This is a genomic window from Streptomyces sp. NBC_00503 (assembly GCF_036346895.1).
In the GTDB taxonomy this organism is placed as follows: Bacteria; Actinomycetota; Actinomycetes; order Streptomycetales; family Streptomycetaceae; genus Streptomyces.
The window spans coordinates 1,262,687-1,282,307 of record NZ_CP107855.1; the positions used below are offsets into that span (position 1 = coordinate 1,262,687).

17 protein-coding genes are annotated in these 19,621 nt (G+C 72.1%); 9 read left to right on the top strand and 8 right to left on the bottom strand.

Annotated elements, in window-relative coordinates; all coding sequences use genetic code 11:
• Positions 1–47 precede the first annotated feature (47 nt).
• From OG490_RS05895 to lnt, 4 genes are all read left to right on the top strand, one after another.
• Positions 48–926, top strand: a complete 879-nt coding sequence (locus tag OG490_RS05895) for an undecaprenyl-diphosphate phosphatase (RefSeq protein ID WP_330295220.1) — start codon at positions 48–50, stop codon at positions 924–926.
• 123 nt (positions 927–1,049) lie between these two features.
• Positions 1,050–1,217, top strand: a complete 168-nt coding sequence (locus OG490_RS05900) for a hypothetical protein (RefSeq protein WP_330301198.1) — start codon at positions 1,050–1,052, stop codon at positions 1,215–1,217.
• Between the two features lie 70 nt (positions 1,218–1,287).
• A complete protein-coding gene (locus OG490_RS05905; RefSeq protein ID WP_330295221.1) occupies positions 1,288–1,758 on the top strand; it encodes a nuclear transport factor 2 family protein in 471 nt (156 codons plus the stop codon).
• A gap of 103 nt (positions 1,759–1,861) precedes the next feature.
• Entirely contained in the window at positions 1,862–3,418 is a 1,557-nt protein-coding gene (gene lnt, locus OG490_RS05910; protein ID WP_330295222.1) for an apolipoprotein N-acyltransferase, read from the top strand.
• 18 nt (positions 3,419–3,436) lie between these two features.
• On the opposite strand, the gene OG490_RS05915 is transcribed toward lnt, so the two are convergent.
• The gene (locus OG490_RS05915; protein ID WP_330295223.1) at positions 3,437–4,342 is read right to left on the bottom strand and encodes a Gfo/Idh/MocA family protein; all 906 of its coding nucleotides are present in this window, start codon (positions 4,340–4,342) and stop codon (positions 3,437–3,439) included.
• Positions 4,343–4,426: 84 nt separating this feature from the next.
• Between OG490_RS05915 and OG490_RS05920 the strand changes: the two genes are divergently transcribed.
• Together OG490_RS05920 and OG490_RS05925 are read left to right on the top strand one after the other, a co-directional pair.
• Complete coding sequence (locus OG490_RS05920) at positions 4,427–4,951, top strand: DinB family protein (protein WP_330295224.1); 525 nt, start codon at positions 4,427–4,429, stop codon at positions 4,949–4,951.
• Positions 4,952–5,071: 120 nt separating this feature from the next.
• The gene (locus OG490_RS05925) at positions 5,072–5,665 is read left to right on the top strand and encodes a hypothetical protein (RefSeq protein WP_330295225.1); all 594 of its coding nucleotides are present in this window, start codon (positions 5,072–5,074) and stop codon (positions 5,663–5,665) included.
• Positions 5,666–5,679: 14 nt separating this feature from the next.
• Here the strand turns inward: OG490_RS05925 and OG490_RS05930 are convergent, their stop codons facing one another.
• From OG490_RS05930 to OG490_RS05960, 7 genes are all read right to left on the bottom strand, one after another.
• Positions 5,680–6,183, bottom strand: a complete 504-nt coding sequence (locus OG490_RS05930; RefSeq protein ID WP_330295226.1) for a hypothetical protein — start codon at positions 6,181–6,183, stop codon at positions 5,680–5,682.
• A 95-nt stretch (positions 6,184–6,278) separates the two neighbouring features.
• Entirely contained in the window at positions 6,279–6,947 is a 669-nt protein-coding gene (gene ung / locus OG490_RS05935; RefSeq protein ID WP_330300799.1) for a uracil-DNA glycosylase, read from the bottom strand.
• A gap of 137 nt (positions 6,948–7,084) precedes the next feature.
• Positions 7,085–8,668: an ABC transporter substrate-binding protein gene (locus tag OG490_RS05940; RefSeq protein ID WP_330295227.1), complete on the bottom strand. Its 1,584-nt coding sequence runs from the start codon at positions 8,666–8,668 to the stop codon at positions 7,085–7,087.
• A 152-nt stretch (positions 8,669–8,820) separates the two neighbouring features.
• A complete protein-coding gene (locus OG490_RS05945; protein ID WP_330295228.1) occupies positions 8,821–9,579 on the bottom strand; it encodes an SDR family oxidoreductase in 759 nt (252 codons plus the stop codon).
• 47 nt (positions 9,580–9,626) lie between these two features.
• Complete coding sequence (gene fabG / locus OG490_RS05950) at positions 9,627–10,388, bottom strand: 3-oxoacyl-ACP reductase FabG (protein WP_330295229.1); 762 nt, start codon at positions 10,386–10,388, stop codon at positions 9,627–9,629.
• A gap of 136 nt (positions 10,389–10,524) precedes the next feature.
• The gene (locus tag OG490_RS05955; RefSeq protein ID WP_330295230.1) at positions 10,525–10,908 is read right to left on the bottom strand and encodes a DUF3037 domain-containing protein; all 384 of its coding nucleotides are present in this window, start codon (positions 10,906–10,908) and stop codon (positions 10,525–10,527) included.
• The gene (locus OG490_RS05960; protein WP_330295231.1) at positions 10,905–11,744 is read right to left on the bottom strand and encodes a HipA family kinase; all 840 of its coding nucleotides are present in this window, start codon (positions 11,742–11,744) and stop codon (positions 10,905–10,907) included. Before OG490_RS05960 ends, OG490_RS05955 begins: the two co-directional genes overlap by 4 nt.
• A gap of 180 nt (positions 11,745–11,924) precedes the next feature.
• On the opposite strand from OG490_RS05960, the gene OG490_RS05965 reads away from it, so the two are divergent.
• From OG490_RS05965 to OG490_RS05975, 3 genes are all read left to right on the top strand, one after another.
• Positions 11,925–14,138: an MMPL family transporter gene (locus tag OG490_RS05965; protein ID WP_330295232.1), complete on the top strand. Its 2,214-nt coding sequence runs from the start codon at positions 11,925–11,927 to the stop codon at positions 14,136–14,138.
• Between the two features lie 85 nt (positions 14,139–14,223).
• Positions 14,224–18,876 (top strand): type I polyketide synthase, encoded by a 4,653-nt coding sequence (locus OG490_RS05970; RefSeq protein WP_330295233.1) that lies wholly within the window; start codon positions 14,224–14,226, stop codon positions 18,874–18,876.
• Positions 18,873–19,565: a 4'-phosphopantetheinyl transferase family protein gene (locus OG490_RS05975; RefSeq protein WP_330295234.1), complete on the top strand. Its 693-nt coding sequence runs from the start codon at positions 18,873–18,875 to the stop codon at positions 19,563–19,565. The genes OG490_RS05970 and OG490_RS05975 overlap by 4 nt, the downstream gene beginning before the upstream one ends.
• Positions 19,566–19,621 lie beyond the last annotated feature (56 nt).

The window sequence follows — 19,621 nt, forward strand, 5'->3', positions numbered from 1 at the left end:
ATCGGACCCGAACTGCCCGACGATCACAAGGACGAGCACACCCCGACATGAACTGGATCGAATCCCTCATCCTCGGTCTCGTCCAAGGACTTACGGAGTTCCTCCCGATCTCCTCCAGCGCCCACCTCCGGCTGACCGCGGCGTTCGCCGGGTGGACCGATCCGGGAGCGGCCTTCACCGCCATCACGCAGATCGGCACCGAGGCCGCCGTGCTGATCTACTTCCGCAAGGACATCGCGCGGATCGTCTCCACCTGGTTCCGCTCGCTGTACACCAAGGCGCTGCGCTCCGAGCAGGACGCCAAGATGGGCTGGCTGGTGATCGTCGGCTCGATCCCGATCGGTGTGCTCGGGCTCGTCTTCAAGGACCAGATCGAGGGTCCGTTCCGCGATCTGCGGCTGATCGCCACCACCCTCATCGTGATGGGCATCGTGCTCGGCGCCGCCGACCGGCTGGCCGCCCGCGACGAGGAGGGCGGCCGCCACCGCGCCGTCCGGGAGCGCAAGACCCTGAAGGAACTGGGCGTCAAGGACGGTCTGATCTTCGGGCTCTGCCAGGCGATGGCCCTGATCCCGGGTGTCTCCCGCTCCGGCGCGACGCTCTCCGGCGGTCTGCTGCTGGGCTTCACCCGTGAGGCCGCGGCCCGTTATTCCTTCCTCCTGGCCATCCCGGCCGTGCTGGCCTCGGGCCTGTTCGAGATCAAGGACGTGATCGAGGAGCCCGGTCACATCGCATGGGGTCAGACGATCTTCGCGACGGTCATCGCCTTCGTCGTCGGCTACGCGGTGATCGCATGGTTCATGAAGTTCATCTCCAGCAAGAGCTTCATGCCCTTCGTGATCTACCGGATCCTGCTGGGCATCGTGCTGTTCGCCCTGATCGGCATGGGTGTGCTCAGCCCCCACGCCGGAGAGTCCGCGGGCTAGATCCGCCCCTGCTCACCGCTTCGCGTGAATCGCAGGCCGCCCGGGAACGTTCCCGGGCGGCCTGCGCGTCGTTGTGCCTGGAGAGACCTGAAGGCAAGCAGCAGGGGGTGTCCCATGGGTCGAGTGGTGCTGGAACGGTTTCCGGCCGGTAGTCCGAGGGGAAGTTGGCCGGCCGAGGAGTACGCGGCACAGCGCACGCGCGAGGGCGTGCCGGCCGAGGTGGTGATGGATCTGGCCAGCGACGCGTTCCTCGTCGTGGTCCGCCCCCGGGAGGCGCATTCCGGCCACTGATCCGCGGCGGGGCGGATCCGGGCCGCGCACGCCTCTTGGCCTCCGCGCCCCGCACCTCCACACTTGCCCGATGACGCAGCGTGTGGACCTTGCGACCGTGATGGACCGGCTGGCGATCGACGAGCTGGTCACGGGGTACGCGGTGGCCGTGGACGACGGGGACTGGACCGCCTACCGCGCCCTGTTCGCCCCGGGCGGGCGGGCCGACTACGTCTCGGCCGGCGGGGTCGAGGGCCCGGCCGGGGAGGTGGCGGACTGGCTCGAGGAGACGATGCGGCTCTTCCCGGTGCGTCAGCACCTCATCGTCAACCGGCTGATCCGGGTGGCGGACCTGGGCGGCTCCCCCGGTGACACGGCGGAGGTCCGGGCCGACTTCCTCAATCCGATGCGGCTGGCCGGCGACGAGTTCGACGGCACGGTCACCGCGCCCAACTTCGTCGCCGCGGGCCGCTACACCTTCGCCGTCGCGCGCACCGCCCGCGACGGGTGGCGGCTCTCGCGGGTCACCGTCCACGAGAAGTGGCGCCACATGGCCTTCTGACCGGCGCTCCGGTCCGGCGGGCAGGCAGGCCGGACAGGCCGACGGGCAGGCCAGGCAGGGCCGGAACCGCAGGGCTGTTCCACACTGGAAACGGAGGCCCCTCATGGTGCTGACGGTCCCGAAGCGGGTGGGGTGGTGGCGTGCCGCGGCGGCCGTCGCGGCCGGGGCGCTGCCCTGCCTCGCCTTCCCCGCCCCCGCGCTCTGGTGGTTCGCCTACGTCGCCCTCGTGCCCTGGATGCTGCTGCTGAGGTCGGCCCCCACCGGGCGGCGGGCCGCCCTGGAGGGCTGGCTCGGCGGAGCCGGGTTCATCTTCGCGGTCCACCACTGGCTGCTGCCCAGCCTGCACGTGTTCCTGTTCGCCCTGGCCGCCCTGCTGGGCGTGCTCTGGATCCCCTGGGCGCTGCTGGTGCGGGAGTTGCTCGGCGGAACTCCGGGCGGAGGCCGGGCCACGGCCGCGCTGGTCCTCGTACCGGCCGGGTGGCTGCTCTCGGAGCTGGCGCGGTCCTGGCAGGGGCTGGGCGGGCCGTGGGGGCTGCTCGGAGCCAGCCAGTGGCAGGTGCCCCCAGCGCTGCGGCTGGCTTCGGTGGGCGGGGTCTGGCTGGTCGGCCTGCTGGTGGTGGCGGTGAACTGCGCCCTGGTGCTGCTGCTCGCGGTTCCGGGGGCGCGGATGCCCGCGGTGGCGGGGGTGGCGGGGTGCGCCGTGCTGACGGGGGTGGTGTGGCTGTGGGTGCCCCGCCCGGAGGCCTCGGGAACGCTGCGCGTGGCCGTCGTACAGCCGGGCCCGGTGGCGGACGGACCGGACGGCCCGGAGCGGCGGTTCGCCCTCGGGGAGCAGCTCACCCGGACCCTGGCCGGTCAGCACCCGGACCTCGTGGTGTGGGGCGAGAGCAGCGTGGGCGAGGACCTGACGACCCGCCCGGACCTGGCCCGGCGGCTGGCCGCCCTGTCGGCGCAGGTCGGGGCTCCGCTGCTGGTCAATGTCGACGCCCGCGCCGCCGACCGGCCCGGGATCCGCAAATCGGCGGTCCTCGTGGGACCCGGGGGCCCGACGGGCGACCGGTACGACAAGATGCGCCTGGTGCCCTTCGGTGAGTACGTCCCGGCCCGGGCCCTGCTGGGCTGGGCCACCTCGGTGGGCAAGGCGGCCACCGAGAACCGGGTGCCGGGCAGCGCCCAGGTCGTGATGGACCTGCCCGGCCGGCCGGACGTCCGCCTCGGACCGCTGGTCTGCTTCGAGTCGGCGTTCCCCGACATGACCCGCAACCTGGCCCGCGACGGCGCCACCCTGCTGATCGACCAGTCGTCCACGTCCACGTTCCAGGACGGCTGGGCCCCGGCCCAGCACGCCTCGCTGACCGCGCTGCGCGCCGCCGAGACCGGCCGGCCCATGGTCCACGCCACCCTGACCGGCATCAGCGGGGTGCGCGGCCCCTCCGGCGAACCGATCGGGTCGGCGCTGCCCACCTCGGCGAGCACGGCCACGGTGTACGAGGTCCCGCTCGCCCGCGGCACCACCCTCTACGTCCGCTTCGGGGACTGGCCGGTGGGCGCGGCGCTGGCCGCCCTGGCGCTCTACGCCGCGGCCGCGGGCGCCCGCTCGCTGCGCGTCGGGACGCCCTCGGGGAAGCCGGTGGGGAAAGCGGCGGGGAACCCGGCCTGAAAACCGGCGGGGAACCCTTCAGGAGGCCTGCTCCAGAGCCGAGCTCACCACCCGCTCGCACAGTTCGTGGGTGAGCAGCGCGTCGCGCGCGCTCAGGGTCGTGCCCGTCTCCACGGCCTCCAGGAAGGCGTCCACGACCTGCTCGATGCCGCGCTGGCGGGCGACCGGCACCCAGTCCCCGCGCCGCCGCACGGTGGGCTGCCCCTTGTGGTCGATGATCTCCGCGAGGTTGACGACCTGGCGCTTGGTGTCCTGTCCGGAGACCTCCAGCACCTCCTCGGTGGAACCGGAGAGCCGGTTCATGATGCCGAGCGCGGTGAACCCGGCCCCTGACATCTGGAGCACCACCTGGCTCATCAGCCCCTCGCGCACCACGGCCCGTACGTCTACGTGGTCGGCCTCGCCGGGCAGCAGGAAGCGCAGGGTGTCGACGACGTGGATGAAGTCGTCCAGGACGAAGGTCCGTACGTCCTCGGGCAGGCCGACCCGGTTCTTCTGCATGACGATCAGCTCGCGCGGGTGGTCGGCGCACTGCGCGTAGCCGGGCGCGTGACGGCGGTTGAAGCCCACGGCGAGCGACACCCCGCGCTCCTCGGCCAGTTCGACCAGACGCCTGGAGTCCGCGAGCTCGTAGGCGAGCGGCTTGTCCACGTACGTCGGCACGCCCGCCTCCAACAGCCGCTCCACGATCTCGGGATGGACGGCGGTCGGGGCGTGCACGAAGGCCGCGTCGAGCTTCTGCGCGAGCAGCGAGTCGAGGTCGGTGTGCAACTGCCCGGGCGGGAGGTGGTGGTGGGCGCCGACCCGCTCCAGGGTGGCCGGAGTCCGCGTCTGCAGGTGCAGTTCGAGCCCTGGGCGCGTGGTGAGGACGGGCAGGTACGCCTTCTGCGCGATGTCGCCGAGTCCGATGCAGCCGACCTTCACCGGGAGCCTCCAGGTTCGTTCCTTGTGGGAAGTACGCAGCCTAATCGGTGGTGACCCCGACCGTGTTCGACCAGGATGGGGCCCATGACTCTCAGCAACGGATCACAGCGCACCGAACCCGCGACCACGGCCAATGAGCGCGACATGCTCGACGGCTGGCTCGACTACCACCGTTCCACCCTCGCCTGGAAGTGCGAGGCACTGTCGGAGGACCAGCTGCGCACGACCCCGCTCCTGCCGTCCTCGTTGAGTCTTCTGGGGCTCGTGCGGCACATGGCGGAAGTGGAGCGGTACTGGTTCCGGGAGATCATGCTGGGTGAGGACCTGCCCGAGCTGTACAGCACCGAGGAGAACCGGGACGGGGACTTCAGCTTCACCGAGAAGGACACCTGGGCCGAGGCGGAGCAGGTGTGGCAGACCGAGGTGGCGCTGTCCCGGCAGGCCGCCGCCGGGCGTTCCCTGGACTTCGCCTCGTCGGCCGCGAGCCATCACCGGGGCGAGGTGTTCAGCCTGCGCTGGGTCTACACCCACATGATCGAGGAGTACGCGCGCCACAACGGCCACGCGGACCTGCTCCGGGAGCACATCGACGGCGCCACCGGGGAGTAGTGCAGGGACGGCGGGCGGACGGACGTCCCCGTGTCAACGGGCGGACGGCCGTAGCCCATGCGGGGTGAATATCGGCTGCGGGTTTTCGCAACGGGGTCCTCGCACACCAGAGTTGCGCGAGTGCATCCAACCCGAACCACGACAAAACTGCTGCTCGGAGTCGCCTGTGCGGTCTCGGCCGTCTCCGGCTGCGTGAACGTGACCCCGGCTTCCATGCAGCCGGCCGCCGCCCCCAGCACCCCGGGGGCGGCGCCCCGGTACGAGCCGCGAGGGGGGCCCGGAGCCGCGCCGGTGGTCATTCAGGCGCCCGCTCTGGAGGCCCTCGAGGCGGTGCCGGGGCAGTCGGCCGGGCCGTCCCCGGCCGCCGGCCGGCAGTCCGCCCCGCGCTCCGGGGGCCCGGCGGCGGGCCCGGACGCCGCAGCTGCGGCGCGGGAGACGGCCTCGGGGGGCGGGGGCGCCCCTCCGGTCCCGGACATCCCCGAGCCCCGCAAGCCCGGCGAACAGGCGGGCAAGCCGGGCCGGGGCGAGGGCGACGGGCGTCCCGGCGGCCACCGTCAGCACCGCCCCCGGTCGGGGGAGGCCGAGGTTCCGCGCGAGCTGGTGGGCGAGCTGCCGGTGCGGCCGGCCGACGTGTGCGCGCTGGGCCGCCGCCACGGACGCTGGCATCCGGACAGCCCGGAGGCCCGTATCTGCGCGGGCGTCCACGGCGGCTGACCCCCGCCCGGACCCTATTGCGGACCCTGTTGCGGATGCTGTTCCGGGAACGACCTGGGCCCGTCGCCCGGTTCCGCCGCGAGCCGCCGCTCCAGTCGGGCGATGGCGGCCCGTACGCCGTTCCCGTACCCGTCGTCGGCCAGCGCGCCGGTGGCGGCGCGGGCCCGCGCCAGGTGGATCCGGGCCGTCTCGGGCCGCCGCAGTTTGACGTAGTCGGCGGCCAGGTTCAGGTGCAGCGAGGGGTAGAAGACCCGTACGGCCGGCGGCGGAAGGGACCCGTCGGCGGCGGTCAGGGCGCGCAGGTCCCAGGCGAGTTCCTCGGCGGGGTCGTCCTGGGCGTCGGCCATGTAGTGGGCGAGCGTGCAGCGGTGCAGGGAGTCGCCCTGTTCGCCGATCTCGGACCAGATCTCGCCGAGCCGGTTGCGGGCCTCCTCGCGGTCACCTGCGTGCAGCAGGATGACCGCCTGGCCGATCCTGGTCATGACGGCGTCCTCAGACGCCTCCTGCTGCTCCGTCAACGCGGCCTCCGGCTAGCTCTGCCAGACCTGCTCCGGTCTGATCATCAAGACGCTAGCCGGAGGCACCGGCAATGGGGCCTAGGCGCGGTCGGGCATCAGCCCAGGTCCGGGATCCGCCAGTCGATCGGCGCATGCCCCTGGGCGGCGACGGCCTCGTTGATCTGCGTGAACGGGCGCGAGCCGAAGAACTTCTTGGCCGACAGCGGCGAGGGGTGGGCCCCCTTGACGACCGCGTGCCGCTCCTCGTCGATCAGCGGGAGCTTCTTCTGCGCGTACGCCCCCCAGAGGACGAAGACGGCCGGGTCGGGGCGCTCGGCCACCGCGCGGATCACCGCGTCGGTGAACTTCTCCCAGCCCTTGGCCTTGTGCGAGTTGGGCTCGGCCTCGCGGACGGTGAGCACCGCGTTGAGGAGCAGGACGCCCTGCTGGGCCCACGGCATCAGATAGCCGTTGTCCGGGATGGGGGTGCCCAGCTCGGCGTTCATCTCCTTGTAGATGTTGCGCAGCGAGGGCGGGGTCCTCACGCCGGGCTGCACGGAGAAGCAGAGCCCGTGGCCCTGGCCCGCGCCGTGGTAGGGGTCCTGGCCGAGGACCAGTACCTTCACCTGGTCGAAGGGAGTGGCCTCCAGGGCCGCGAAGACCTGCTCGCGGGGCGGGTAGACCGGCCCGTTCGCCCGCTCCTTCTCTACGAACTCCAGGAGCTCTTTGAAGTAGGGCTGGTCCAGCTCCCCGCCGAGGACGGGGAGCCAGGACTCGGGCAGCATCTGGGTCACGGCGACAACCTCCGGTACACGTTCTTCAAGACTTCGCGTCTTCACCTCGCGCAACTGCTTCGCGCGACTGCTCAAGAACCTACCGGGGGCCACTGACAACGCCCCACCCGCCCGTACCGCCGCGGCGGCTACCAGCTGGTCTTGCGGTACAGCTCCCACACCTGCATGACGGTCTGCGGGTCGAGCGCGCGCTCTGCTCCCGCGATGTCGTCGCGCGCGGCCACGTACAGCTTGCCCTGCCACAGCGGCAGGAGCCGGACGTCGTCCGCGAAGATCTGCTGGGCCTGCTCGAACTCGTGGACTCCGGCCGACCGGTCGCTCTCGCGGCGGGACTTGGGCAGCAGCTCGCCCGTGATCACGGGGGCTTCGTACGGGGTGCCGACCGCGTTGTCCTTGCCGACGAACGGTGCGATGAAGTTGTCCGGGTCCGGGAAGTCGGGGAACCAGCCGCGGCCGAACACCGGGTATTCGCCCTTCTTGTAGCCCTCCTGGAAGGCCTTCCAGGGCTGGCCGCGCAGGGTGATCTTGAAGAGTCCGCTCTCCTCCAGCTGGCGCTTGAGCTCGGTGAACTCCTCCGCCGTGGAGGCGCCGTAGCGGTCGGTGGTGTACCAGAAGGTCAGTTCCACCGGCTGGGTGATCCCGGCGGTCTTGAGGATGTTCTTGGCCTTCGCCACGTCGGCCTGGCCGTACTTGTCGTAGAACGGCGTCTTGTGGCCGACGACCCCCTTGGGGACCATCGAGTACAGCGGCTCGGCGGTGCCCTGGTAGACCTTGGAGACCAGTGCTCCGCGGTCGACGATCTGGGCGATGGCCTGGCGCACCGGGAGCTTGGCGACCTGCGGGTCCTTCGGGTTGAAGACCAGGTAGCGGATCTCCGAACCGACGTTCTCGACGACCTGGACGCCCTCGTTGTGCGCTTCGGGGCTCTGCAGGTCCTTGACCTCCTGGGCGGAGAGGCCCCGGTAGGTCGCGTCGATCTCCTTGCCCCTGAGCGCGGCGATCATCTTCTTGGAGTCGGCGAAGTAGCGGATCGTCACGCCGTCGTTGCGGCGGTTGGCGAAGCCGGTGTAGCTGCCGTTGCTGTTCAGGACCGCCTCGGAGCCCTCCTTGTAGGACTCCAGGGTGTACGGGCCGGAGCCGGTGACCTTGTCGTCCTCGCGGAGCTTGTCGGCGGGGTACTCCTTCGGCGCGACCAGCGAGGCGGCCGGCGAGCCGAGCACGAAGGGGAAGGTCGCGTCGGGGGTCTTCAGGTGGAAGACCACCGTCTGCGCGTCCGGCGTCTCGATCTTGTCCAGGCTGCCGAAGAGGGCCTTGGGGCCGGCCGGGGCGTCGATGGTCATGATCCGGTCGAGGGAGTGCTTGACGGCCTTGGCGTCGAGCGTCTCGCCGTCGGAGAACTTCAGGCCCTTCTTCAGGACACAGCGGTACGACTCGTTCCCGGAGTCCGTGAAATCGCAGCTCTGGGCCGCGTCGGGCTGGGGCTTGGTGGCACCCGTGGGGAAGGCCAGCAGCGTCTGGTAGACGTTCCGGTACAGCTCCCAGGAGCCGTCCCAGGCCGCGGCCGGATCGAGTGTGCTGGGTGCGCTCGTGGTTCCCACGACAATCCGCTTCGCCCCGTCGCCGCTACTGTCCGAAAACAGGCTGCATCCGGAGAGCAGGGATATGGACGCAAGGGCCGCAGTGATCTGCAGGCATCTGGTCCGGTTGAACACGTGCACGCTCCTCGATCAGCCAGGGGTGCGGCAGACCCTACCGCAGTGCCTCACAAATCCAATGGGCAGGTTTCGTGAGGCACTTGACCGAGTTAGTGGGTATTCGGTACGCATTTGCCTCCTCTTGGGAGGCAAATGCGTCCGACTATCGGTCAATGCACTCCGGCATTGAGGAACATTCCACCGTCAACGACGAGAGTTTGTCCGGTGATCCATTCCGCTTGTGCAGATGTAAGGAACGCTGCGGCCCCCCCGATGTCCTCCGGGACCCCGAGCCGGCCCAGCGGATAGGCCGCCGCGGCCTCCTGCTCCCGGCCCTCGTAGAGCGCCTGCGCGAACTTGGTCTTCACCACGGCGGGCGCGATCGCGTTGACCCGGACGCCCGGCGCCATCTCGTGGGCGAGCTGCAGGGTCAGGTTGATCATGGCGGCCTTGCTCATCCCGTACGCCCCGATGAAGGGCGAGGCGGAGACTCCGGCGATCGAGGCGATGTTCACGATCGCCCCGCCGTTCTCCTTCTGCCAGGCGTGCCAGGTGCGCTGGGCGAAGCCGAGCGCCGAGATCACGTTGGTCTCGAAGACCTTGCGGGCGACCCCGAGGTCCAGGTCCGCGATCGGCCCGAAGACCGGATTGGTCCCCGCGTTGTTGATCAGGAAGTCGACGCGGCCGAAGGCCTCCATCGTGCGCTCCACGGCGACGGCCTGGTGGGCCTCGTCGTGCGCCTTCCCCGCGACCCCGATCACCCGGTCCGCGCCGAGCCGCTCGACGGCCTCCTTGAGGGCCTCCTCGTTGCGCCCGGTGATGCAGAGCCGGTCCCCGCGTGCCACCAGCGCCTCGGCGATGCCGTAGCCGATGCCGCGGCTCGCGCCGGTGATCAGCGCGACCTTGCCGCTGTCCGTTCCACTGTCCATTGCGCCGCCTGCCCCTTCGTCGCTCATCCGGTCGGTCCCGTCCCTCGTCAGCTGAGCGGGCCGCCGGCCACGTACATGACCTGGCCGGAGACGAAGCCGGCGGCCTCGCCCGTGAAGAAGGCGATCGCGTTGGCCACGTCGTCCGGGCGCCCGACGCGCTGCACCGGGATCTGGGTGGCGGCCGCGGCCTGGAAGTCCTCGAAGTCCATGCCGACCCGGGCGGCCGTGTGGGCGGTCATCTCGGTGACGATGAAGCCGGGGGCGACGGCGTTCGCGGTGATGCCGAACTTGCCGAGCTCGATGGCCAGGGTCTTGGTGAAGCCCTGCAGGCCGGCCTTGGCCGCCGAGTAGTTGGCCTGGCCGCGGTTGCCGAGCGCCGAGCTGCTGGAGAGGCTCACGATGCGGCCGAACTTGGCGGCCACCATGTGCTTCTGACAGGCCTTCGACATCAGGAACGCACCGCGCAGGTGCACGTTCATGACGGTGTCCCAGTCGTTGTCGCTCATCTTGAAGAGCAGGTTGTCGCGCAGCACGCCCGCATTGTTGACCAGGATGGTCGGGGCGCCGAGGAGGCTCACCACGCGCTCGACGGCCGCCTCCACCTGCGCGCTGTCGGAGACGTCGCAGCCGATCGCGACGGCCGTGCCGCCGGCCGCCGTGATCGCCTCCACGGTGTCCTTGCAGGCCGCCTCGTCAAGGTCGAGTACGGCGACCGCCCGTCCTTCGGCGGCCAGGCGCACGGCGGTGGCCGCGCCGATGCCCCGGGCCGCCCCGGTCACGATCGCGACGCGCTGCTCGGTGGTGGACATGCTGGATCTCCTCGCCCTAGGAAAGCGGCTCCCCATGGGTGAGCAACCGCTTAGTAGCTTCAGCTGAGGAGACGCTAGGAGCCCTGGCACCCGGTGTCAACGCCACCAGGCGCCAGGGCTCCCGAGATCATGCCGGTCAGCGGACCAGCAGGTCGAGCAGCCGCTCCACCTCGGCAGCGGGGTCGGCCGTCAGCCCCGTGTGGACGGGCCCCGGCTGCACGACCGTGCTGCGCGGCGCGATCAGCCAGCGGAACCGGCGGCCCGCGTCGTCACCCGCGGCCTGACCGGCGGACTCTCCGCCCGCGCACAACCCCTCGACCCCGCGCAGTGCGGCCCGGACCCCGGCCACGTCGGCCTTCGGATCCAGGGCGAGGAGCTTGGCCTCGTCGAGGTGGGTGCGCGCAGCCACGTAGGAGTGCGCACGGCAGTAGACGATCACGCCGGCGTTGAAACACTCGCCGCGCTCCATCCGGGGCACGACACGCACCAGCGCGTATTCGAACACGTCCCGCTTGGTCACTCGTTGTCGCTCTTGTTCTTCCGGGGACGGGGGTCGAGGCGGTCGGCGAGCCAGCCGGGAGGACCCGACCGGGGCTTCACCTCGGCCTCCATCGAGATCCTCTCGTGGATCGTGGCCGCGCGCGGCAGCAGCACGTCCACGTAGGCGCGGCGCAGCGCGTCGGTGGAGTCGAAGCCGGGCTCGTCGACCAGCCACTCGTCGGGCACGTCGGCCGCGACCTCGGTGAGCAGCTCCCTCGTGACGAGGGGGGCGAGCGCGGCGGCGGCCGCCGCGATGTCCGGACCGGCCGGGGCCAGCACGTGGTCGGAGGCGTTGTACGGCTTGGCGGCGGCGCTCTCGGCGGTGGGCCAGTTGTGGTGCCAGATCATGGTGGCGCCGTGGTCGATGAGCCACGGGTCCCCGTGCCAGACCAGCATGTTCGGATTGCGCCAGGACCGGTCGACGTTGTTGATCAGGGCGTCGAACCAGACGACGCGCCCCGCCTCGACCGGGTCCACCTGGTAGGCGAGCGGATCGAAGCCGATCGAGCCGGGGAGGTAGTCCATTCCGAGGTTCAGGCCGCCGCTGGCCTTGAGCAGCTCCTGGACCTCCTGATCGGGCTCGCCGAGCCCGATCACGGGGTCGAGCTGCATCTGCACCAGCCGCGGGACGCGCAGCCCCAGCCGCTGGGCCAGCCGGCCGCAGATGACCTCGGCGACCAGGGTCTTGCGCCCCTGGCCGGCTCCGGTGAATTTCATGACGTAGGTGCCGAGATCGTCGGCCTCGACGATCCCGGGCAGGGAGCCGCCCTCACGCAGGGGCGTGACGTAGCGGGTCGCGATCACTTCTGTGAGCATTTTCCCAGGCTAACGGGCGGACGTGCTTCACGATCAAAGGGTTTTCCCGAAATGCGGCTTTCGGGTCGCCTGTCAAGCAACGAATATCCGGGTCTACGGCCTCGTCCCCGCTCCGGGCACGGTGGAGATCGACCGTCCCGCACCGAGCGGGACGGACCCCCACCCCGACCGGAGGCCCCGATGTCCCATCGTGCAGGGGTCTTCGTGACCCGCCGTCCCCGCCTCGTCCTCCTCGCCGCGCTCCTGTTCCTCCTGGTGTCCGCCGTGTTCGGTGCCCAGGCGACCGGCCGGCTGAAGACCCAGGGGTACGACGACCCGCGGTCCGAGTCCAGCCGCGCCGCCCGCGTGGCGGCCGAACACCTGGGGGCCTCCCCCAACCTCGTCGTCGTGGCACGCTCCCTCGGCGGTTCCGTGGACGACCCGGCGGCCCGGAGCGCTGGTGAGGAACTGACCGGCCGCCTCGCCGCCCAGCCGCACGTGAGCGCCGTGACCTCGTACTGGACCGGCCACGCGGCGGAACTGCGCGGCCGGGACGGCGGGGCGGCCATGCTGACCGCCCACGTGGACGGAGAGGGCGAACAGCTCTCGGCGCGGGTCGAGCGGCTGAGCGAGGAGCTGACGGCCCCCACCTCCGCCGGTCCGGCCCTGACGGTCGACGTGGGAGGGCCGGCGCTGACCGACGCCCAGCTCCAGGACATCGCGGAGTCCGACCTGAAGCGGGCCGAGTCCGTCGTCCTGCCCGGAACGCTGGTCCTGCTGGTCCTGGTCTTCGGCAGTGTGGTCGCCGCCGCCCTGCCCCTGCTCATCGGGGTCCTCGCCATCGCCGGGACCCTGCTGGTCCTGAGCGTCCTCGGCTCCGTCACCGACGTGTCCGTGTTCGCGCTCAACCTCACCACCGCGCTCGGCCTGGGGCTGGGAATCGACTACGGACTGCTGATCGTCTCGCGGTTCCGCGAAGAGCTCGCCCACGGCTACCACCCGCGCAACGCCGCCATCCGGACCGTGCGCACGGCGGGCCACACGATCGGCTTCAGCGCCGCGACGGTCTGCGCCGCCCTCGCCACCCTGCTGGTCTTCCCGCCGTACTTCCTGCGCTCCTTCGCCTATGCGGGCATCGCCGTGGTCGTGATCGCCGCGGTGAGCGCCCTGACCGTCCTGCCGGCTCTGCTCGCACTGCTCGGGAAGCGGGTGAACGCCTGGCCCGTGCCGTGGCGACGCCGGGTCCACACCGGTTCCCGCTCGCGCTTCTGGGAGGGGCTGGCGCGGATCGTCGTACGCCGTCCGCTGCTCGCGGCGCTGCCGGTGATCGGCCTGCTGCTGGTGCTCGCCGGGCCGTTCGCGCACGCCGGATTCGCCACCCCCGACGACCGGGCGCTGCCGGTGAGCGCCTCCAGCCGGCAGACCGGCGACCTGGTGCGCGGAGCGTTCGACATGAAGGGCTCCAGCGCCCTCACCGTCGTCATCACGGGCCATGCGCCCCGGCCCGCGCAGCAGGACTACGCCCGCCGGCTGGCCGCGCTCCCCCAGGTCGCCCGGGTCGTGGGGCCCGTCGGCGACGGCCCGGCCCTGCTCACCGTGGTGCCGCTGGCCGATCCCGGATCGCGCGCGGCCCAGCGGCTCGTCCACGAGATCCGCGACGAGGCCCCCGCCCCGGCGGGCACCGAGGTCCTGGTCGGCGGAGCCGGCGCGGTACTGGTCGATGCCAAGGACACGGTGGGAGACCGGATTCCGGTGGCCCTCGCCCTGATCACCCTCACGACGTTCCTGCTGCTGTTCGGTTTCACGCGCAGCCTGCTCCTGCCGCTCAAGGCGATCGCGCTGAACGCCCTCAGCCTGACGGCGGTCCTCGGAGCCATGGTGTGGATCTTCCAGACGGGCCACCTGAGCCACCTGCTCGGTTTCACGCCCGGACCGCTCAGCACGACCATGCCGGTGCTGCTGTTCTGCATCGTCTTCGGGCTCTCGGTGGACTACGAGGTGTTCGTCCTCGCCCGCATCAAGGAGGCGCACGAGGCCGGGCAGGACAACGCCCGCTCGATCGTCACCGGCGTCTCCCGCACCGGATCCATCGTGACCACCGCCGGAGCCCTGCTCGCGTTCACCCTCCTGAGCTTCGGCACCTCCCGGGTCTCCCTCCTGCAGTTCTTCGGGATCGGCGCCGGTCTCGGCGTCCTGCTCGACGCCACGCTCGTACGGGGCGTCCTCGTACCGGCACTGATGCGGTTGGCCGGCGGCCTGAACTGGTGGGCGCCGCGGCCGCTGAGGCGCAAGGCGCCGAGCCCGGCCCCCCGGACTCCGCCGGCCGCCCCCGGGCGGTGTCCCCCCGGCCGCTGCAACCCGGCCCGCACCCCCGCCCGTTCCCCCCTCCGTACGCACACCCCCGCGCGCCGCTGACCACCGGGCGCACACCTCCCTCCCTCGCCATCGCGGCCGCAGGCCGCTCAGGGCGCCACGACCAGTACGACAAGGAAGATCCGTCATGAACGACATCGTGAACGACATCGCCATCGTCGGACTCGGCTGCCGCTTTCCCGGGGCCCCCGACGTCCACGGCTACTGGAAGCTCCTGCTGAGCGGGGAGCGGCAGTTCTCCGCCGTCCCGGGGAAGCGCTGGAACCACGGCGCCTTCCACGAGCCCGGCACCCGGTCCGGCCCCAATGCCGCCTACACCGACCAGGTCGCCTTCCTGGACCACGTGGACCAATTCGACGCGGCGCACTACGGGGTGGCGCCCGCCCGTGCACGGGCCATGGACCCGCAGCACCGGCTGATGCTCGACGTCACCCGCGAGGCGCTCGACGACGCGGGGCTGGGCCGCCGCGACTTCGACCGGGAGAACACCGGGGTCTTCTTCGGAATCTCGGTCTCCGAGTACAAGGACCTCATGACGGCCCCCCTGCGGGCCATCGCCCTGGCCGAGGACTCGTACGCGGCGGACGACCCGGGCGCCCTCGACGCGGCCAAGGAACGGGCACGGCAGCTCGGCACCGTGGACTCCTTCACCCTTCCCGGGAGCCTCCTCAACATGGCGGCCGGGACGGTCAGCCGGTACTTCGGCCTCGGCGGCCCCAGCTTCGCCGTCGACGCCGCCTGCTCCGGTTCACTGGTCGCCCTGGACCAGGCGATGGCCCACCTGCGCCGGGGCACCTGCCGGACCGCCCTCGTCGGCGGCGTGTACCTCAACCTCACCCCCGACAGCCTGGTCGGCTTCTCCAGGCTCCGCGCGCTGTCCGCCGCCGGGGTGTGCCGCCCCTTCGACGAGGAGGCGGACGGATTCGTCCTCGGCGAAGGCGCGGGCACCGTCGTCCTGCGGCCGCTCGCCGACGCCCTCGCGGACGGCGACCGCGTCTACGCGGTGATCAAGGGCATCGGCTCCGCCAACGACGGGGCGTCTCCGGGGCCGCTGGTTCCCACCGCCGAAGGCCAGCTGCGCGCCATGCTCCGGGCCTACGGCGACGCGGACGTCTCCCCGTCCTCCGTGGGCTTCCTGGAGGCCCACGGCACGGGTACCGCCGCCGGCGACCGTGCCGAGACGGAGGCGCTGCGCCGGCTGCGCACCGAGTACCCCGACGACGACCCCGGTCTGTGCTACCTCGGCGCGGGCAAGGCCCTCATCGGGCACTCCCTGTCGGCGGCGGGCATCGCCGGACTGATCAAGACGGCCCTGGTCGTCCACCATCGCACGATCGTGCCGCAGCCGCGCACCACCCCCCATCCCGACCTGCCCGTCTCGGCCGCGGGCCTGCGCTTCGCGGACACCGCACGTCCCTTTCCGAGCACGGGAACTCCCCGGCGTGCCGCCGTCAGCTCGTTCGGATTCGGCGGCACGAACGTCCACGTGGTGCTGGAAGAGCAGCAGCCCGCCCCGGCCCCCGAGCGCCGCCCGGAACGCGCCGACGGCACCGGACACGCCGAAGGCTCCGGACCGCAGCTCGTCCTCCTCACGGCCGGCAAGGCCGAACTGCTGGACCAGCACATCGGCGACGTACTCGACGCACTCGACACGGCGGACCGCGCCCCGCTGGCCGCCGTGGCCCACACCCTGGGCTCGCGCGAGCCCCTGAAGGCCCGGCTCGCGATCGTGGCCGCCGACACGGACTCCTTCCTCCGGCGGCTGCGTCACGCCCGTGAGCAGCTCCTCACCGGCACTCGGGGCGACCTCGGCGACGGCGCCTTCGCCGCCGACGCCCCGCTGCCGGACGCGCAGCGCCGCATCGCCTTCCTCTTCCCCGGTCAGGGGAGTCAGCGGCCGGGCATGATGCGGGACCTCCACGAGAGGTTCACCGGCTTCCGGTCGGCCGTCTGCGTCCTCGGCGCGGTGGCCCGGCGGGACCTCGGCACCGACCTCGCCGACCTGCTGTACGGCGAGGCCGCGACGTCCGGGGGCGACACCGAGCAACTCAGGCTGCGGCTCGCCGCCACCGACGTGTGCCAGCCGCTGCTCGGCGCCGTCCAGATGGCCACCACCCGAGTCCTGGCCGACTGCGGGATCGCCCCCGACCTCGCCCTCGGCCACAGCGCCGGAGAGTTCGCCGCGGCCGCGGCGGCCGGAGCGCTCACCCCGGTGGACGCGATCCGGCTGCTCGTCCACCGGGGTGCGACCCTGCGGCGGGCCGAATCCGGCTTCCGGGGCGGGATGCTTGCCGTGCAGACCGACAAGGAGACGTGCCGCCGGCTCATGCACGGCATCGGCGACGTCTGGCTCGCCTGCTTCAACCAGCCGCGCCAGGTCGTGGTCAGCGGGACGCAGCAGGGGCTCGGCGCCATGCGGCGGGCCTGCGCCGGGGCCGGGGTGGTGACCGCGGCACTGGAGGTGTCCAACGCCTTCCACTCTCCACGGCTGGCCTCTGTCGAGGACACCATCCGATCCGGCCTCGCCGGCCGTCCCGTCAGCAGCCCGGTCCTGCCGTTCGTCTCGACCGTGAACGCGGAGGTCTGCACCGACCCCGAGGGGCTGCGCGAGCTGTGGGCCCGGCACGCTTCCGCGCCCGTCCTGTTCGAAGACGCCGTCCACACCGCATACGAGCAGGGCGCCCGCGTCTTCCTCCAGGTGACGGGCGGAAGCTCGCTCCTCACCTCGGTGCGCCGCAACCTCACCGGCCACGGCGACGTCCACGTCGTCCCGGTCGAGGGCGGAGCGCCGGACGGCGGACGCAGCCTCGCGCTGGCCCTCGCCCGGCTCGCGGTCCTGGGCGCCCCCGTCGACCCGCGCGCCCTGGTCCGCCGGGAGGACCGCCGCCTGCTGGACCTGCCGGTGGCGAAGCTCGACACCCGGTCCTACTGGGTGGCGGACCGGCGCACCGCGAACGAGTCCGCACCGACCAAGTCCGCACCGACCGAGGAGACCCCGATGAACGACTCGACGAACGACTCCGTGAACGACTCCATGGGCGAACTGCTCCAGCTGGTCCAGCAGCAGGTCACCCTGCTCTCCCGCCTCGGCAAGACCCTCACCGCTCCGAACGCCGCCGAGCAGACACCCGCCCCACCGGCCCCCGCGGCTCCGGCTCCGGCCGACGAGATGCCCGTACCGGCCGGCCGCCTCGACGAGGTCACCGAAGCCGTCCTCGCGCACGTGGCCCGGATCAGCGCGTTCCCGGTGAGCGGTCTGCGTGAGGACCAGCTGCTGATCGACGACCTCGGTTTCGACTCGCTGATGCTGACCGACCTGTTCGTCGCCCTCAAGCGGCAGTGGCCGCAGTGGAGGTTCGACGAGAAGGCCGCCGACCGGCCGACCGTCGCGAGGATAGCCGCGGTGATCGCGGGCTCCCCCGCCGCGGACGGCGCACCGGTAGCCGTCCCCGGGCAGCGCGCCGACCACGGCGGCGAATCCCCGCCCCCGGCGCCCGTCCGCGTGGCGGTGGTCCCCCCGGCCGCCGAGCCGCCCTGCTCCCCCGCCCCGCTGCCCGAGGAGCACACGCGGATCGAGTGCTTCCCCGAGGTGACCGCCCACGGCGAGCGCGTCGCCCTGCTCGGCCGGGTCGGGCTGGCGAATCCGTACTTCCTGGTCCACGAAGGCGGGATGACGGACACGACGGTCATCGACGGCCGGGAGCTCCTCTCGTTCTCCAGCTACAACTACCTGGGCATGGCGACGCACCCCCGGGTGAACGAGGCGGCCAAGGAGGCCATCGAACGCTTCGGCACTTCGGTGTCCGCCAGCCGGCTGCTCTCCGGCAGCCGTCCGCTCCACCTGGAACTCGAAGCGGAACTCGCCGGCCTGCTCGGGTGCGAGGCCGCGCTCGCCCTGGCCAACGGGCACGCCACCAACGTCACCGTGATCGGGCACCTCGTGGGCCCCGGGGACCTCGTCGTCCACGACTCCCTCGCCCACGACAGCATCCTGCAGGGGTGCAAGCTGTCCGGCGCGACCCGGCGGCCGTTCCCGCACAACGACGCGGCCGCCCTGGACGCCCTCCTCGGGCAGGTCCGCCACCAGTACCGACGGGTACTCGTCGTCGTCGAGGGCGTGTACAGCATGGACGGCGACATCGCCGATCTGCCCGCCCTCCTGGAGGTCAAGCGCCGGCACGGCGCACTGCTGATGATCGACGAGGCGCACAGCGTCGGCACGATCGGCGCGACGGGCGGAGGCATCGGCGAGCACTTCGGCGTCGACCGCTCGGCCGTCGAGCTGTGGTCGGGAACGCTGTCCAAGGCCCTGGCGAGCTGCGGAGGCTACGTCGCCGGGAATCGACGGGTCGTCGAGTACCTGCGCTACACCGTTCCGGGCTTCGTCTACAGCGCCGGCCTCACCCCGGCGGACACCGCCGCGTCCCTGACCGCGCTGCGGGTCCTGCGCGAGGAGCCGGAGCGCGTGGCCCGGCTCGCGGAGAACGCCACACTGTTCGCCCGCCTCGCGCGGGACGCGGGGATCGACATCGGGGACAGCCGGGACACGGCGATCGTCCCGTGCATCGTCGGGGACTCGCTGAAGACCCTGCGCCTCGCCGAGGCCCTGTTCCAGCAGGGCATCAGCGTCAATCCCATCCTCCACCCGGCGGTGCCCGAGGAAATGGCCCGGCTGCGCTTCTTCATCACCTGCGACCACACGCCCGACCAGATCCGGTACGCCGTGAACGCGCTGGAGCGCGAGCTGCGGCAGCCGGACACGGCCCCCGCGGTCGCATGACCCCCGCCGCGGCCGTGCACACCCTCTTCCCGGGCTTCCCGCCGATCGCGCCGGGACACGTCCACCGATGGGGCGGAGCCGCCATCGCCGTGGCCCGGCGCTCCGGCCTCCACCGGGAACCACTGCTCTCGCCCGCCGAACGGCGCGTGGTCAGGGCGCTGTCGGCCCGGCGGCAGGCCGAGTGGGCGGCGGGCCGTCTGCTCGCCAAGCAGGTGGTCCGCGAGTTCCTCTCCGTACGGGCCGACGAGGTGGAGGTCCTTCCCCGCGCCGACGGCAGTCCCGGCGTCCTGGTCGGCGGCGGTCCGGTGCCCGGCCTGCACGTCTCGATCAGCCACACCGCCGGCCACGTCGCCGCGGCCCTCGCGCCGGAACCGGTCGGAGTGGACCTGTGCGCGACCGACTCGGCCGCCGCGGTACTGCGCGTCGCCGGCCACGTCCTGTCCCCCGCGGAGGTCTCCCTCATCGGCACGGACCGGCCCGATGCCCTGGCCGGCGCCTGGGCCCTGAAGGAGGCCGCGGTCAAGGCCGACCGGAGCGGCATCTTCGGCGCCGCCGCGCGCGGCGTGGAGATACTCGGCCTCCGGCCGCCCGTACTCGGCGGACGGCGCCGCGCGATGGTGTGGCAGGCGGGAGACGCGGTGCTCGCCCTGGTGCTCGCGCAGCCGGCCGCGCCGCCCCGCCTCCCGTGACGGCACTGCGTTGGTGCTCCCCGCCCCGCCGGATCATGCTTGTCAGTGGAGCCCCT